The 16,854-nt window shown below is 35.3% G+C and carries 16 protein-coding genes and 1 pseudogene; 11 read left to right on the top strand and 6 right to left on the bottom strand.

Features of this window, described 5'->3' with window-relative positions; translation table 11 throughout:
* The 5 genes from BLP57_RS16670 to BLP57_RS16650 all read right to left on the bottom strand — a co-directional run.
* Positions 1-255: transposase (locus BLP57_RS16670; protein WP_092073352.1), on the bottom strand; the 255-nt coding region annotated here is incomplete at its 3' end.
* 69 nt (positions 256-324) lie between these two features.
* Positions 325-2,058, bottom strand: a complete 1,734-nt coding sequence (locus tag BLP57_RS16665) for a lysozyme family protein (RefSeq protein ID WP_242872663.1) — start codon at positions 2,056-2,058, stop codon at positions 325-327.
* Positions 2,059-2,060: 2 nt separating this feature from the next.
* The gene (locus BLP57_RS16660) at positions 2,061-2,984 is read right to left on the bottom strand and encodes a hypothetical protein (RefSeq protein ID WP_059085296.1); all 924 of its coding nucleotides are present in this window, start codon (positions 2,982-2,984) and stop codon (positions 2,061-2,063) included.
* Positions 2,985-2,997: 13 nt separating this feature from the next.
* Complete coding sequence (locus BLP57_RS16655) at positions 2,998-3,708, bottom strand: conjugal transfer protein TrbL family protein (protein ID WP_059085297.1); 711 nt, start codon at positions 3,706-3,708, stop codon at positions 2,998-3,000.
* A gap of 24 nt (positions 3,709-3,732) precedes the next feature.
* Positions 3,733-4,113: a hypothetical protein gene (locus BLP57_RS16650; RefSeq protein ID WP_005340361.1), complete on the bottom strand. Its 381-nt coding sequence runs from the start codon at positions 4,111-4,113 to the stop codon at positions 3,733-3,735.
* 468 nt (positions 4,114-4,581) lie between these two features.
* On the opposite strand from BLP57_RS16650, the gene BLP57_RS16645 reads away from it, so the two are divergent.
* The 5 genes from BLP57_RS16645 (at position 4,582) to BLP57_RS16630 (ending at position 10,126) form a co-directional block, all read left to right on the top strand.
* A complete protein-coding gene (locus BLP57_RS16645; RefSeq protein WP_055151485.1) occupies positions 4,582-6,090 on the top strand; it encodes a radical SAM protein in 1,509 nt (502 codons plus the stop codon).
* Positions 6,091-6,140: 50 nt separating this feature from the next.
* A complete protein-coding gene (locus BLP57_RS17695; RefSeq protein ID WP_055151482.1) occupies positions 6,141-6,377 on the top strand; it encodes a hypothetical protein in 237 nt (78 codons plus the stop codon).
* 147 nt (positions 6,378-6,524) lie between these two features.
* Positions 6,525-7,694 carry an insulinase family protein gene (locus BLP57_RS16640; protein ID WP_055151479.1) on the top strand — a complete coding sequence of 390 codons (1,170 nt, stop codon included), beginning with the start codon at positions 6,525-6,527 and terminating at the stop codon, positions 7,692-7,694.
* Positions 7,695-7,732: 38 nt separating this feature from the next.
* Positions 7,733-9,487, top strand: coding sequence for an ABC transporter ATP-binding protein (locus BLP57_RS16635; RefSeq protein WP_330389501.1), 1,755 nt, complete (start codon positions 7,733-7,735; stop codon positions 9,485-9,487).
* A 39-nt stretch (positions 9,488-9,526) separates the two neighbouring features.
* Positions 9,527-10,126: a VanZ family protein gene (locus tag BLP57_RS16630; RefSeq protein ID WP_055151472.1), complete on the top strand. Its 600-nt coding sequence runs from the start codon at positions 9,527-9,529 to the stop codon at positions 10,124-10,126.
* A gap of 38 nt (positions 10,127-10,164) precedes the next feature.
* Here BLP57_RS16630 and BLP57_RS16625 read toward each other — a convergent pair whose 3' ends face one another.
* Entirely contained in the window at positions 10,165-10,446 is a 282-nt protein-coding gene (locus BLP57_RS16625; protein WP_227218301.1) for a hypothetical protein, read from the bottom strand.
* A 316-nt stretch (positions 10,447-10,762) separates the two neighbouring features.
* Here BLP57_RS16625 and BLP57_RS16620 point away from each other — a divergent pair, with 316 nt between their 5' ends.
* From BLP57_RS16620 to BLP57_RS16595, 6 genes and pseudogenes are all read left to right on the top strand, one after another.
* Complete coding sequence (locus BLP57_RS16620; protein WP_025580962.1) at positions 10,763-11,452, top strand: response regulator transcription factor; 690 nt, start codon at positions 10,763-10,765, stop codon at positions 11,450-11,452.
* A gap of 5 nt (positions 11,453-11,457) precedes the next feature.
* Positions 11,458-12,375, top strand: coding sequence for a sensor histidine kinase (locus BLP57_RS16615; protein WP_059085303.1), 918 nt, complete (start codon positions 11,458-11,460; stop codon positions 12,373-12,375).
* Between the two features lie 139 nt (positions 12,376-12,514).
* Positions 12,515-13,438, top strand: coding sequence for an ABC transporter ATP-binding protein (locus BLP57_RS16610; RefSeq protein WP_025580960.1), 924 nt, complete (start codon positions 12,515-12,517; stop codon positions 13,436-13,438).
* Positions 13,431-14,240 (top strand): ABC transporter permease, encoded by an 810-nt coding sequence (locus tag BLP57_RS16605; protein WP_059085304.1) that lies wholly within the window; start codon positions 13,431-13,433, stop codon positions 14,238-14,240. The genes BLP57_RS16610 and BLP57_RS16605 overlap by 8 nt, the downstream gene beginning before the upstream one ends.
* 5 nt (positions 14,241-14,245) lie before the next feature.
* Positions 14,246-15,031, top strand: coding sequence for an ABC transporter permease (locus BLP57_RS16600; RefSeq protein ID WP_025580958.1), 786 nt, complete (start codon positions 14,246-14,248; stop codon positions 15,029-15,031).
* A gap of 207 nt (positions 15,032-15,238) precedes the next feature.
* Positions 15,239-16,601 (top strand): annotated as a pseudogene (locus BLP57_RS16595) (transposase); the annotation flags it as partial.
* Positions 16,602-16,854 lie beyond the last annotated feature (253 nt).

Genomic DNA, 16,854 nt, shown 5'->3' with positions numbered 1-16,854 from the left:
AAGTGCATCCTTTGTATCGCGTAATTCTCGTTGCAGACGTGCGATTTCTTTTGCTTCATCACTTGCGTAATTGCCTGAACCACGAGTAGGAACAGTTCCTTCATGTTCCTTTGCTGATTTCATCCAAGTCTTTAGTGCTGATTCACTAATTCCAAGATTTTCAGCACACTTACGAAGCGCAATCTCAGGATGCTCCAACCGATATCTTACTGCATCTTCCTTAAACTCTTGTGAATACCTTGTACCTCTTGCCATAACCATTCTCCTCTCTTGATCTATGACTATCATATAATATTTATTGAAAATGGTCATGTTTATTTTGTACTATTTATATTCTAACATCACTAATACTTTACCTCCAGCCGTTATACCACGAAGGACAATAAAATGTCCGCCACTGGTAAAAAGCCCGGCTCTTTGGGAACTGATGACCGGATGACCTTCAGATAAAGCCTGAAGTACCTGGTTGGGATCACTGGTCTGTGTGACAGCCCCACACCCAAAATGATCGGACGCTGCCTGGAAATAAGACCAGTAAGTGCCGACTCCTGGTTTGTAATAGGAATTTCCGCACCAGGATATTGCATCAATAGGTGTAATGGTAGTGCCTGTAAGATAACTGGCAATCATGGCAAAACTGGTAGGTCCACAACCGCTGGATGCAATCGAACCGCCGCCATAGGGGATATTTCCATAGTCTGTCTGGAGATAGTGTGGAATTTGCATACCGTTTGCAGGATAGTTACCGCCACTGGCAGTAATTTGGTAATACCGAAGGACATGATCGACATATTCTTTATCACCATACCGGTCATAAGGCCAGCTTGGTCTTGCACACATCATGTCAGAATAGGCAATGGCGTTTTCTTTGGTATATCCACCGTCCCGTTCCATTGCCCAGTCAATGTATGCAGAACCGTAGTTGTAACCCTGAAGAGCCAGTTTAATCCGGTCTAAGTCCGTAGGTCCGGTACAGCCGGCTTTGTCGAGGGCATATTTTAATTCCTGTACACCACATTCAATGGAGTATTCAGGATCTGTAATCCCATTTGGCACATGGGGATAGCGGGTATTAAATCCACCTTCCGCTGCTTGCATAACATCCAACCCTCGTCCGCCAGATTCCTGCATCATGACTGCCAGAATTAAATCCACATAATCACTCATACCATATTTCGCAGCGGCTCTTTCTACAGCAGGGCGGTAGGACAATACCTCATCACTAAGATTGATAGCAGCTACTATGCCGGAAGAAGCAGTTCCAAAGAAAGCAGTCAGATTTTCTGCATAGTTTTTGGCAAGTTCTTTCTGCTTGTCTGTAAGATGGAATACATGGTCTGCAAAATAGGAATCCCCAGCATAAACAACGGTATAGGTGTGTTTCGTAAAAGTAACCGTCTGTGTTTGTGCCTGTCCCTGTTCTGTGCCGGTTTCTCCTTCTGCACCGCCATCAACGGTAACTTCCATGGTAACTGTTTCGGTTGCTACATCATAAGAAAAAAGTCCTTCTTTGTTTTCACGGATGAGTTTCTTTAATTGGTTTAGGTTGATGTTTTTATAGTCATCCTGGCTGGCACAAAATTGTGAAATCAGCAGATTGGCATTGACGGCGATGCTGTATGTATAGGGATCATTGATGGATGCAGTATCTCCCTGTGGAAGACGGGAAATTGCTGCATGGATCTCTGCCAGAATGTCTTCATGGCTTTCTTCTAACACTTCAACGATGGCATCACGGGAAGCACGGATGTTTTCACTGATCATAGAGTTGCTGTTTAGCACATCGCTTTGGTCGGTCAGACTTCCAAAGATCAGACCAGGGAGCATCACAATAAATAAAACCGGAAGCAGCAGTATGGCGAGAATAACAAGGAGAATTTTAGCGAACTGATTCCGGTTGGCTATGACTGCTCCAATCGCTGCTGAAAAAGGCCCGCCAAGGGCTGCACCATATCCTGCTTTGGAGAAAGTGGCTGCTGTTTTTAAGGACTTTAGGTGAGAAATGGTACTGGAGCCTACATCCATTGCTTCGTCAAGTCCAGAGCGTTCTGTATCCATCACTAAATCCGATCCTTTCTTGGAGGAGTAGGAGGAAGCTTTTGGACAATGGATTCGTTGTAGGCTATCTTTCCATCGCCAGCATCATAAGGAATTTTGGATACCGTATTTTCAGCATACTGTTTGTACCAGGTAGCTCCGTCTACAGATTGAACAGTTTCATAGGTTCCCTGGGTAGGAGCCGTATATTGATCGGCATGGTACATAGCAAATTCCCGGCTGTTTCCATTGGAACCGGACTCAACGCCTGTTATCCTGCCGCCGCCAATCTCAACATTGGTATAGGAATGATCCGTTTTATCTTCATTTTGAATTCCCATGTAGGATTGAAATGCAGAAACAGCTCCATCACCTTTGATCGAGCCAACTTGACCATAGTTTCCTTGAGCAATATTGCTGATAACGTTATTGGCAAAATCCCCGCCCTTTTCAAGGGAAGACTGATAGAGTGCATTTCCGATACTTGGTCCTTCGGTATATCCGGTGGCTGCATTTACCGCAGAACGCTCTGTCTGCCTTCCAACGGCTCCGGCTAATCCTCCGGAAAGGAAAGAACTTTGTACTGCAGCACTTCCGGGAGAGGAAGAATGGGAACTACTATGGCTTCCACCTCCATGCCCTCGAAAGGAACTTGCAAGACCTCTTCCGGCGATTAAAAGTTCAGCCATCATATTTCCACCAGTATTTCCAACATTGACTCCCAGACTTGCCATAAAGCTGTCAATCTTTTGAGAAACCTTCAAAAAAGCAATGGCACACAGAAACCAGATAAAGACATTACCGGTGACCGTTTCTTTTCCCTGTGCATCCACAGCTTGCTGTACCTCTGCTTCTGTAAGTTCAGCGGCAAAGACCGGCATGGAAGTTACAAGAATCAGGCAAGAAATCAATAGCAGGCTGCAGAGCAGTGTTTTCTTATGTTTCATAATCTCCTCCTTCCTAGAGTGATAAAGGGTTTGCAAGGAATGTTCCGACCATGGAAGTAAACAGCCGCAAACACCAGGCGTTCATTAAAAGCAAAAAGAACTGTCCGCCGAGCATACGGCACCAGCTCTTAAAAACATTTCCGGTAGCCTGGGAAGCACCCGTGGAAAACGCAACAGGTGCGGTGTAGACCAGAACTCCAAGCAGTATGTAACGTTCCGCAGCTTCAAAAAGCAGCTTGATGTAATTCCAGGCAAGGATCAGTACCAGTATGAGGGCAACAATGGCAACAGCACCGTTGGCACATACCCCCAGGATTACTGTGATCACAGAGTTGAATTTGGCAAATTCCAGTGGTGGAAGATCTTCAGTCAGAATCCAGCTATACGGGGTTCCTGAAATATTCAATAGAAGATCCACGATGTCTTTGGCATAAAATGTTAGGAAAAGGAACATAAATGTCCGCAGTGATAATTTGATTGGATCTTCAGCGTCAATCCCTGTCCCCATAAAATAATTCTTAAAAAGCTGCCAAACCCAGTTTAAAAGGATGAGTCCGATAGCCAATGCCAGAAAAATCTGGTACATTGTTTCCGCTGCTGGAAAATACCGGAGAAAAGTATCCATGGAACATCCCAGTGCACCCAGAACAGAAGTAGTAATCAAATCCAGAATGTTCATGACCTGTTCGGCAATCCATTCTACAATTCCGTCAAGTATTCCCATGACAGAACCACCTCCTTATCTGCATTATCCATTCCACTGCCCGCCGGCAAAGAACGGTGTGATGTAAGCCATGATAAATCCCAGGCCATTGAGAATAGCCCATGTGATGATGATTCGTTTGAGCCATGCCCTGGATTCATCCACGGTTTTTCCGGATTTGGAAAAATTCATCAAAAGCAAAGCAACCGATGCAGTTACAACAGCCGCAATGGTGGAAATCAGGATAATCTGGTTATATACGTCTTTCATGATTTCTGAAGCTTTGTCCCAGATGGTAGCAGCCATAACTGGTTGTACATTACAGGCAATCAGAGTGAAGACAAGGAAGGCAGTATAGAGATATTTTCCATAGTTCCGATGATGTTTCATGCCCGGTGGGGCTTCTTTGTGTACATGGTTTTTCAAGTAAATGAACCTCCTTCATAAAAAGAGGGCAAAGTGAGATCTTTCACTTTGCCCTGGCTTATAGTTTTCCTGCCTCATAAAAGCTTCAATCCGGTCAATACGGAGGAACGCTTATTCTATATTTAGTTGTGATACTCCTTTCCATGCACTAAAAAACGCAGCTTGCACCAGAGAAGAGGCATTCCCTGGAAAGCTGCGTTTCGCTACATATAATTTTGACAGTATCATTTTAACATGGGTAGATTTTCCTGTAAATCGCAGAAGTGTGCCAAGTTGAGTCAAGCATGAGAAAGAATAATGACACGATAAAAATGAAAGAATTCCAAATAGGAAAAAAAAAGGACGAATTATACAATAAATATGGTGGTTTGTGCTGCTAACATATATTATGTAAGACAACAAGCAAGTAATGTGGTCTATTAATAAGGATACATATACGTTTACAAAATAAATACGAGGAGGGAAGGTATGACAGTTATAGAATATAAAAAATATTTTGAAAGACTTAAAGGAGAAGGAGATTTTTCAAGATTAGGAAAAGTTTTTAAAACAAAAGAGAAATACTATTTTTTTGATACAGGAACAGGAAAAATCTTGGAATGTACTGAAATAGAATATAATATTTTAAAACAGCTAGGGGAAGAAAATACTCTTGATGTCAAAAAGTTAGAGTATTCGTTAAAAGATATACAAGCTGCGATAAATGATATAATTTCAATGGTTAAAAAAGAGAATATACTTAAAGCAACACCATTAGAGAAGTTTGAAGGAGAACATTTTGAGGATTTAACACAAAGTATTCCTCAAAATATGAGACAGGTAGTGTTAGAAGTTACAGAAAATTGTAATCTCAGGTGTGATTATTGTATATATCAAAATTCTTTTTCAGGCTTTAGAGATTTTAGTCCACGAAGTATGAGTGAAGAAACAGCAATTAAAGCTATAGATTATATACTCAAAAATAGTTATAGGGATGAGATTTATGTGGGGTTTTATGGTGGAGAACCATTACTTAAGTTTGACTTGATTAAGAAATGTGTATCGTATGCGTTGGAGAATCGAGGTGAAAAAAAGGTAACATTTTCTATGACAACAAATGGAGTATTAATGACAGAGGAAAAAGCAGAATACTTTGCATCCATTCCAGAATTTAGTTTAATGTTTAGTATTGATGGTGATGAAAAAACACATAATGAACATCGAAAATTAGAAAATGGTAGAGGATCCTTTGAATTGTCTTTAAAAGGTTTCCAAAATGCTTTAAAAGCTTATGGAGACAGACGTAAGATGATATCGGTAAGTACGGTTGTCAGCCCTCCATATACAAAAGAAAAATTCGAGGATATGCAAGGATTTTTTGAACAATATGCAAAAGATTTAAATATGAATTGTACATATGTAGAACTTTCGGAAAATAATGCTCCGATATATACAGAAGAAGAAAGGGAGAACTTGGAAAATCGGATGCCACTCCTGGCGTGGGATAAACAGAAAACACCATCAGAAAAAGAGAAATCATTTACATATTATCCACAAATAGGAGCATTTATGGGAATTCATACCCGACCGATTTGTGATGAGCCATTCGTGTGGCACAAATTTAATGGGTGCTGTGTTCCTGGTACACGTCGTTTGTATGTTACAACTGAGGGAAAATTTTTAGCATGTGAAAGAATTGGAGAAGCGCCTAGCATCGGAGATGTGGAAAAAGGATTCGATATAGAGGCTATAAAAAAATACTATATAGATGAATATATGCAGAAATCATTGGTTGAGTGTCAAAATTGTTGGGCAAGCACTTTGTGTGGGATCTGTTATGCAAATTGCTATGATGCAAATGGATTAAATATGAAGAAAAAAATGGCATGCTGTGAAGAAGAAAAATACACGGTAGAGCAACAATTAATTTATTATCATGAAATATTAGAAAATAATCCAGAATTGTTAGAACCATTAAATCACATGATTGTAACTTAAGAGCAATCTAAAAGTTTACAATAAAAATAAAATGGAAAGGTGGTGAAAACATGAGAGTTGTCAATCCGATGGGAAGAAAAATCGACACCAGTGTAGAGGCAAACAATATAGCTAGAGGATGTACATGCGGTACATGGAGTAATTATTCAGGTACAAGAACGACAAGTGATTCCTGCAGCCATTGCGGATGTAATTGTAGAGATGCAAGTGGTGAAACTACAAAATATAGCACTAATAATTACAAAGATGCAAGCACAGCAGGAAGAAAATCACCAGTAGCGTATTAAAAGTATTTGAGAAACGCAAGTGAATGAGGATAGAGGGGTATTTACTCATAAGTTTTTGAGGTAATATCCCTTTATTTTCTAAAAATATATGTTTTTAGCCTGATCTTAAAAGAAGATAAGTAACAGCAGTTTCATTGGAGAATGAGTATGATAAAAAAACTATCTAACGGAATATCATATGAATTTAGAGAGTGTGATATGGATATGTGCTATGTTTCATTAATTGTTTGGAATGGCTCATTAAAAGATAGAGACAGATATGGTATTGCGCATTTTTTAGAACATATGCTTATGCAAATGGATTATGAAGGTTATGGAGTAGGTGATGATTTTTCATGTGTGGGCACCACATCTTTTGAATACACAAAATATGTAATTTCAACACACAATGAAATAGGAAATATATTAAATGCAATTCGAATTCTATTAGATATATTTAGAGGAACACATTTATTACGTGATAATATGGAGAAAGTAAGGCAGGATATCGTAAATGAATATAACATAGTATCTGAATCCCCTTTTTTTGAAGTGTATAGATCTTTTGTGAAAAAGTTAGGAATTAGTGAATATATGCCGATAGGAAACTTGCATGATATTCGGTGTATCACGTATATGGATATTATTGAAAATTTTAAAAACGGATATAGTGTTGAGAATGCACATATTATCATACTTGGAGGTGAAAAGGAGTGGGAGGAGAGAATATGGAAAAAAGTTGTAGAAAATGATTTTAAAGTTATGCCACAAAAAAGTTCTTTAAGAGTGCCCACTAGTTTAAATAGAAATTACAAAAATATTAAAGAAAATGGTATGGTTATTTTTTTGAAGTTAAATTATGTTTGTACGGATACAGCATACTATGATTTGGTTGAAAGTATGGCATTAACATTTTTGGAAGAACTTTTCAAAGAGACGGGAAAGATGCAAGAAAGTGATATATTTTTAGGTATATTTCAACCTACAAAAGATTTCAGATATATAAGGATAACAGTACGAAAAAAAATTAATTTAACTTGTATTCATGATGTATATAAGAAAATTGTAAATAGGCTTATATTAAAAAAGGATATTGGGGGATTACTAGAAGACCTAAAAAATGAATATAATAATATCTTAAAAAAAAATGAATATGGCTATCAGTATATACAGCATTTAATATATTCATATATATTTGATAGAAAAAGCTATACAAACCATGATCTTATGCAATATATAGAGGCTGAAGGCAAAAAAGTATTTGATGATATTATAAATTTTTCGATAAGTACTTTAGAGGAGCCTGAATATTATATTTACTATTTGGAAAGAAGGTAAAAATAGTGCAACTTAAACTAAAATCTTTTTTTAATGCAATGGCCTTTTGCATGAGTTTAGCTTGGAAAACATCTAAACATTATACAATTGGGAGGTGTACATTGTTGATATTAAGCACATGCACACCTTACATATCTATGTTTTTAAATAAAATATTGATTGATTCGTTAACTATAATAAACGAAAAAAATTATTTTTCTATTTTATTTATTCTGATCCTTGTGATGTTAATGGCTATAATTACAAAGTTATTCTCGAAATTAAGTGCATATTATCAGAATATCCATTCGGATTTGCTAGAACATGAAATTGAAAAAATGGTCATGAAAAAGACTATGAAAACTAACATAGAGTTTTATGATTCACCAGAATATTTAAATACATTGCAAGCTGTTATGACAGATTTTTTTTCACTAAACGAAATTACATGGAATATATTTTATGGAATGAGTGGTATATGTTCGCTGATAATTGCAGCAGGAATGATAGGAAGGTATCAGTGGAGTTATGCTATAGTATTATTGATATTTTCAATACCATCTGCAGTACTTAATCAAAAATTTTCAAAGAAAGCGTACAAGTTACGGTTAAATAATATGCCGTATGAGCGGCAACAAAGTTATATGTATTCTGTGGCAAGTGATAGGTATTTTGCCTTTGACATCAGATTACATAATTTATGTGACTTTTTTATGAATAGATATAAAAAATTTTGGAGTATATGTTTTAAAGATAGGAAACAATTAAAGAAAAAACAGCTTATTTGTATATTTCCTACATATGTAATTCCAGAAATAATCATATTTCTCTTTATGAGTAGAATTGTAAAATCAATTCTTAATGGAGATAGTAGCGTGGGAGATTTTTCTTTATACATAGGTTTATTTACATCCTTAATAGCTGCTACTTATACAGTTATAGAAACATTTTCTTCTGTTTATGAGGATAAATTGAAAATAGATACAATTGAAAAATTCAGTAAATATGAGGAAGAAGAGAATAGATGTGGTGAATTGGAAGTGAATGACAATATAAAGATTGAATTTAAGAATGTATCTTTTAAATATCCAATGTCAGAAAAATATGTGTTACAAAACTTTTCTTTAGAAATTAAGCAAGGGGATAGGATTTGTATATTAGGAGTAAATGGCTCTGGTAAAAGCACAGTCATAAAATTGCTATTGAGATTTTATGATGTAGATGAGGGCGAAATACTAATTAATTCTAAAAATATCAAAGAGTATGATGTATGTAACCTTCGTAGTGTATTTAGCGTTGTATTTCAAGACTACATAAATTATTCTTTCACATTACGAGATAATATTAAAATAACAGATTTGGAAAATGCAGAATGGACGGATGAAGACGCTATTAAAGCTTTACATATAGTAGATGCAGATAATATCCTTAAAAAACTTCCAGAAGGTTTGGATACGTATATACAAAAAATATTTGATAGAAATGGTTATGAGCCATCAGGGGGAGAACAGCAGAAAATTGCTTTAGCAAGGGCGGTGAATAGAAGATGTAAAGTAATGATTTTAGATGAACCAACGGCAGCTATAGATCCTGAGTCTGAGTGCAATTTATTAAATAATCTTAAACATGAATTATATGGGAAAACACTAATTTTTACATCCCATAGACTTTCAGCAGTACATTTAGCTGATAAAATTGTTTTGCTTGAAAATGGCCAGGTGAAAGAAGAAGGAAGTCATAAGGAACTATTAGAACTTAATAAAGAATATGCGCGGTTATACAGACTGCAAATGAATACGTACAATTTTAGTTAGAATTTCATGTACAATTTAAAAGAAAGGGGAAGCTGTATTATGTTATTAATTATATATGAATTTGGCACAATATTATTACCAATAGTTTTGTTCTGGGGAATATATCTTAGGAAGAAAGAAGTTTCACTTTTATCCAAAATATATTTAGGCGTTTTTGGATTATATTATGCCTGTGTTTTGCATTTTACTGGAGCAGGAACAGTGTATGATATAAAGTTATATGGAATTGATTTCTCAAGTAATCAATTAAACTTAATACCATTCTCACAAGAAATTGATACAGTAATATATTTATTAAATTTGGTATTACTTATGCCATGCGGTTTTTTACTACCTTTGATTGTGAAAAAATTCGATTCATTTAAACGAATATTGTTAGTAAATTTAGGTATATCTTTGTCAATTGAGTTGAGTCAATTATTTAATAATAGAAAGACGGATATTGACGATATAATATTAAATGTTGCGGGAGCCATAATAGGATATATTGTGTATAGATTAGTGGCGAAACTATTTCCTAAAATATCCAATAAAAATATGTTTAAGATAAGTGAATTTGTAATATATGTTATGATTATGACCATAGGACGTTTTTTGCTATTTGCTGAATTTTACTTTGCTAGTATTTTTTATATGTAATTAAGATAATGGGGAGCATTTGGGAAGCTCCTCATTATTTATAGTATAATTGATGTTATACACTTATAATGAATTCTGTTTAATAATCCTTGTAATGATGCCAACAGCAACATTCCGTTCTTCATCAATATGGTCACAACAAAGGACACCTTATCTTTCTTCCCAACGGTGCGGCTGTCGTAGCGACTGTGAGCAATGGCGTTGACACCCAGTTCTAACCGGTCAAAAACAGTTCCTTTGTGGATGTCTTCCACCGTTCCGGCATATTTTCCATGTACTCGACAATTTTTCAGATTTTCTTTGCTGGTATTGCTTTCCACGCTTTTTACATCTGCATGGATGGAGAGCGTTTCTGGGGAATTTCCCTGGATAGTTAAGATCCGGATCAGAATATGTTCCCCTACCTGGAATCGTTGTCAGATTATTCTAGTATGGGTGAATTTTTTTAATTGTAGGGGTTTGTCAAGTTGGGATGGAGAAATAAAAATTTGATATATAAAGAGTTAGCCAAAATGGTTCGATATATGAATTACAAGAATATTGTAAGATACAAACGGTTAATATAGTGATAAAATAATTACCAATATAATTGTTGCAATCAATTTGAAGAGATATACATATTACTGGAGGCTTGAGATGAGAAAAGATATTATAATTATTGATGATGATAGGGATTTATGTACACTCTTGCAAGAGAGTCTTTTGCAAGAAAATATTTGTGCAGATATTTCATGCAACGGTTTTGATGGGATAAAATCAGTAAAAGATAAGGAATATCAATTAGTTGTATTGGATGTGATGATGCCAGGAATCAGTGGGTTTGAAGTTTTAGAAAGAATACGAGACATGAGTAATGTACCAATACTAATGCTTACAGCGAAAGATGACAGCACCTCAAAAGTAAAAGGGTTGCGGGCGGGAGCGGATGATTATTTGACAAAACCTTTTGAAATGGAAGAGTTTTTTGCAAGAGTATTATCTCTAATAAGACGTTACACACGTTTAAATAATATGGCTAGTAAAGCAATTTTGAAATATGGAGATTTAAGAATTGACTTAGAAAGTGGCATAGTAGAATTGTCTGGTGAAGAGCTTAAATTATCTGCAAAAGAATATGATGTACTTATATATCTTGCAAAAAATCAAGGAAAAATTCTCACGAAGAAACAAATATACGAAAATGTTTGGAACGAAGAGTATGTATATGATGATGATAACATAATGGCAGTTATTAGCAGATTGAGAAAGAAAATAGAGCGAACAGCAGAAAATTCGTATATTCAGACTGTAAGAGGTCTCGGATATAGATTCAATAAGGAGTTATGAGATAAATGAAATTATTTTATGTGGTGCTAGTCATACTTTTATTTTATAATTTGGGATTGACACTTTATGTGTTTAAAATTAATAGAAGACTAAAAGAGTTCAATCAAATACTTTTAGAAATAGAGAAAGGTCAAAGCAAACAAAAGCTTCTATTGAAAAAAAATAATAGGATAGATCAAGTTGGATTTAGAGTAAATTCTATATTGTATAAATATGAAAAAAGGATTGAAGAGAGTAACATAGAGTTGGAAGCAAATAAGCAACTCATGACAAGTTTATCACATGATGTCAGAACACCCATGACAACCTTAATAGGGTATTTGGACGCTCTAGATTTAAAACTGGTAAGTTCAGATAAAGAGGAACAATATCTAAGACTAGCGAAAGAAAAGGCGTATGACTTAAAAAAATATATCGAAGTGTTATTCGAGTGGTTTAGGATTAATTCAGATGAGGAACAGTTGGAAATAAAAGCAGTTGACATTACTGAAGAAACCAGAAGGATTTTTTTGGATTGGATCCCTATAATAGAAGAACATCGAATAGGATATAATATAGAAATTCCTGAGAAAGCTATAATTGTTGAGATTGATGAGGATTGTTATATGAGGGCTATAAATAATATTGTGCAGAATATTTTTACTCATAGCAAAGCAGCAAACATATCAATAACAGCATCAGAGGGGAATGGTAAATTTAGACTCGAGATAGGTGATGATGGGATAGGGATAGCAAAGGAAGATTTGAATTATATTTTTGAAAGATTATACCAGTGTAATAAAGGAAGATCCGGAAAAGGGAATGGACTGGGATTAAATATTTCAAAATTATTGCTAGAGAAAATGGGTGGGACAATTAGTGCATTTAGTGAACCGGGTAAAGGAACAGTATTTTGTATTGAATTTTCAGTTATACAAAGGTAACAAAAAAGATGATACGTTCGAGTATCATCTTTTTCGTATTAAATAAATTACAAGGTTCTTGTCAGGTTTCTGTCAGGTTCCTGTCAGAAAAATATATTATACTGTAAAACATAGAAGATTCTGAAAGGAGAAAAACCAAATGTCACAATACATTATACAAACACGTGATTTAACTAAAACATATGGAGAACAGAAAAGTGTTTCCAATCTAAATATGCATGTAAGAAAAGGAAAGATATATGGACTCTTAGGGAGAAATGGAGCTGGAAAAACCACAACTATGAAAATGCTGCTAAACCTCATAGAACCGACATCAGGTTCCATACGTATTTTTAATAGAGATATAAGGCTTGAAGAGAAAAAAATATTACCTCGAATAGGATCACTGATTGAAAGTCCTGGATTTTACCCTAATTTGACAGGTACGGAAAATCTTAGAATTTTTGCGAAATTGAGAGGAATCCCAAGAACTGATGCTATCGAACAGGCATTAAAACTTGTTAATTTACCCTACAAAGATAAAAAGTTATATTCGCAGTATTCATTAGGAATGAAACAGCGATTAGCTATAGCATTAGCGGTAATGCATGATCCAGAAATATTAATTTTGGATGAACCAATTAATGGCTTAGATCCGATAGGAATCGCAGAAATAAGAACATTTATAGAAGATTTATCTAAAAATAGAGGGAAAACTATATTGATCTCTAGCCATATACTTTCAGAAATTGCTGTTTTAGCAGACGATATTGGTATTATTGATAAAGGCGTACTCATTGAAGAGGGAAGTATGAAGGAATTAGAAGAAAAAAATGGAAAATATGTACACTTCAAGGTTTCTGATAATGCCCAAGCAGCAAGAATACTGTCAGTGTATTATAAAGAATCAAATTTTAAGGTATCAGGAAACCAAGATATAAATGTGTATAATCTCAGTATATCAATACCAGATATAGTTCGTTCCTTTGTTCAAGAAGGAGTAGACGTGATGGACGCTCATTTGTGTGAAGATACTTTAGAGGACTATTTTAAAAAAGTGACAGGAGGGGAAGGAATTGCTTGATTTAGTCAGATGTGAGTTTACAAAATTGAAAAGAAGGAAAATCACGCTCATGCTGATTGTATTATCATGTTTTTTCCCCTTAATTGTGGTTATGACAACTAAGAACGGGATGTCTGGTGATCTGAGCACACATTATTTGAAAATGAGGTTTGATTTATCCTTTACTATGACACAGGGCTATGGTCTTGTATTCCTTGCACCTTGTTTAATAGGAATGCTTGCGACAATCTTGTTCTTTATGGAACGAGATAATGATACATTTAAAAATATTAAAACAGTGCCCGTGACAATTACCAAAATGATCCTTGCAAAGATCTGTGTACTTTTTATATATGGAACTCTTTTTAGCCTGACGAGTGTATCATTTACAATATTCTTTTCATGGATATTGAAGGTTGGTATTATATATGATTTAGCATACAAGCTAGGATTTAGTATTATATTTGGGCTTGTGATAACGATAGCGTCACTTCCTATTGTGGTTATAATAGTATATTTTAATAAATCCTATTTAGTGTCTACATTGTTGGCATTTTTTTATTCGATTCTAAATTGGGGAATTATCGGTTTATTTGAAACAATGGCAGTGAAAGGTACCGCAAAATTTCTAAATCTATTTCCAGTTATATGTGCGATGGACTGGACAAGCGGTAAACTGGTAGATCATGTAATAAAAGATAATTTGTCAAAAGAAGCATATATTATGTTTCCGTCAGATCTTTATGCATTTTTGGTATTAGGAGTAACATTGTTCTTATCTTTAATGCTTATGATTAGATTTTATAAAAAATGGACGAGGTAATTTAAATGGGAAATATTATATCAACAGAGTTATTAAAAATTAAAAGATATTCAGTTGTAAAAGCTGGATTAGTTATGATGTCGCTATCTGTGTTAATGAGTTGCTTTTATTCAACTGCAAGCACAAATAAAGTATGGGATTTTCAGTATTTTATACAGCAGGTAATTATTAGTAATTGTACATTATTTTTCCCGATTATTATTACATTAGTCGCTGTGTACATTATTTCCAGAGAAACAACAGATGATACATTAAAATCTATTTTAACAGTACCTATTTCATATAAAAAGTTACTTATTGCTAAATTTTGGCTGCTTTTATTTTTAACTATAGTATTTAGTATTTTTAACGCTCTTTTGTCAATATGTTTTAATGCTTTTTTAGGATTTTCTGGAATGAATATTCATATGATGCTGATGTCAGCCGCTCAGATTATTGTATCTGACATATTGGTGTATATATCAGTACTTCCCATTATTATTGTTTGTGCTTTTGCAGAAGGAAAATCATTGCTGGGAGTTGCCGTTGCATTCATCTACGGATATTTTGCAACAATGGAAGGAAGTATGCTTAATTGGTTTCCAATCAAGGCTGCAATGATACTTGTTGATCCTAAATGCGGAAGCGAATATGGAATAACATATAAAATTCCTCCTGCGGCGATGTCTATAATTGGGGTTTTGGTGGTTTCCATACTATTGTTTCAAATGCTAAACAGAACCAAAAAGAATGTTTATATGAAATCAAAAAGAAAAGTAAAGGTAAAACAAACAAGACGGAAAGGGTGGTAAAAAATGGTGGATTGAATGTAAAGAAATGTTGTCCGTAATCATAATCATAAACAATTTTAATATATGTTTTAGGCGTTTGCGAAACGCCAAACACTGCATAAATACGGTGTTTTTTGTCGTTAAAATAAAATATCTCCTCAAGGTTTATGGTAAAATAGAATTGACTAGAAACTAATTAACCAATCCACCTAAAGGAGATATACCTACATGATAACATATAAACAGCTCACTTTGGCAGAAATTTTTGAAGATTGTCAAAATAAATTCGACAACGACAAATATCAGTTCCTTTCGCTTCTTGATGAAGCCATTAACCTTGATGAAATTGTTCCTGTTTCTTTTATTTCTCATTTTTACGCCAGTACCGGAAGACCTCGCAAACATCAGCTTTATCCAATGCTTAAGGCACTTCTTATCCAGCGTATTTTCTCAATCCCGACGGACACACTCCTGATCGTATTTTTGAAATTTTCCCAGGAACTGCGTGATTTCTGCGGTTTTGATGTTGTTCCGGATGGTTCCAAATTTACACGTTTCAAACAGGATTTTTTATCGGACTTACAATCTATGTTCGATCATCTTGTTGATCTGACCGAACCGATCTGCCAAAGTCTTGATCCTGCCCTTGCTTCCATGACAATCTTTGATACCTCTGGCATTGAAGCATGGGTTACAGAAAATAACCCAAAATATGCCAACCGTATTATCAAGCAGCTAAAGGCTTTCAAAAAGTCCCATAACCTTGATGATTCCTATGATCCTTATAAAGCTGCTTATGGCTCTATGCCAACTCATGCGGCTTCCAATCAGGCAATCCAGCAGATGTACATCAATGGACATTTCTGTTACGCCTATAAATTTGGCATTATTACGAACGGGCTTGGTATTGTTCGTGACATCACTTTCTACAACAAGGACTTTCTAAAAAAACATCCTGATATCGTTGTAGGGAAGAAATCAGATTCACCGGATGAGGATAAATCCCTTGCCGATTCGAAAGCACTTCTTCCAGTTTTAATTGACTTTTTCCAGAAACATCCTTTAATAAATTCAAAGACGTTTCTTGGAGATGCTGCGTTTGATGCCATTAACATTTACAAATCCCTCTTTGAAGAAATTGGCTTTCAAAAAGCTTTTATCCCTTTAAAAACAAAGCTTTCTGTGGAAGGAACCGACTATACTGTCAATGAAAACGGTATTCCCTGCTGTCCTCACGATCCATCACTTCCGATGCGGCGTGAAGGAAGCAGATCCCATTTGCGGAGCAAACTTCCTACCATGAAGTTTGTATGTCCAAAAATGAAATGGGAATACAATCCTGCCGACAAGTCAAAACATCGCGTATGTCATTGTGACAATCCATGTACATCTTCTTCCTGCGGACGAATGATCTACATTTATCCTGAAAAGAACCTTCGTGCCTATCCTGGTGTAGAACGCGGCTCACAGGAATGGGAGGATACTTACAAGATCCGTGTAAATGTTGAAAAGTCAATCAACCATTTCAAAGATAGTTTCTGCATTGCAGATCGTAAAACACAGAATGAGAAAACACTTCATGCTGATTTACTGCTTGCAGGAATTACCCAGCTTGTTACTGTGCTTGTCGCTGATAAGATTCATCAATACCAATACATCCGGAGTTTGAAGCCTTTGATTGCCTGATTATTAATATGCATACAATCTTTTCTTCGCAGTTTATCTGGGAAGTCTTTTAGTCATGTTCAAATTTAGAAGTACCTATTTTTCATCTTAAGAATCCTGCGTTGCAGGATTCTTACCGCTTTTTAGTTAGGATTGCGAACTTGTTTCGCAATTACCTA

It is taken from the genome of Blautia sp. SF-50 (assembly GCF_900101315.1).
In the GTDB taxonomy this organism is placed as follows: Bacteria; Bacillota; Clostridia; order Lachnospirales; family Lachnospiraceae; genus Blautia_A; species Blautia_A fusiformis.
This window is presented reverse-complemented; position numbering and strand designations above follow the sequence as displayed.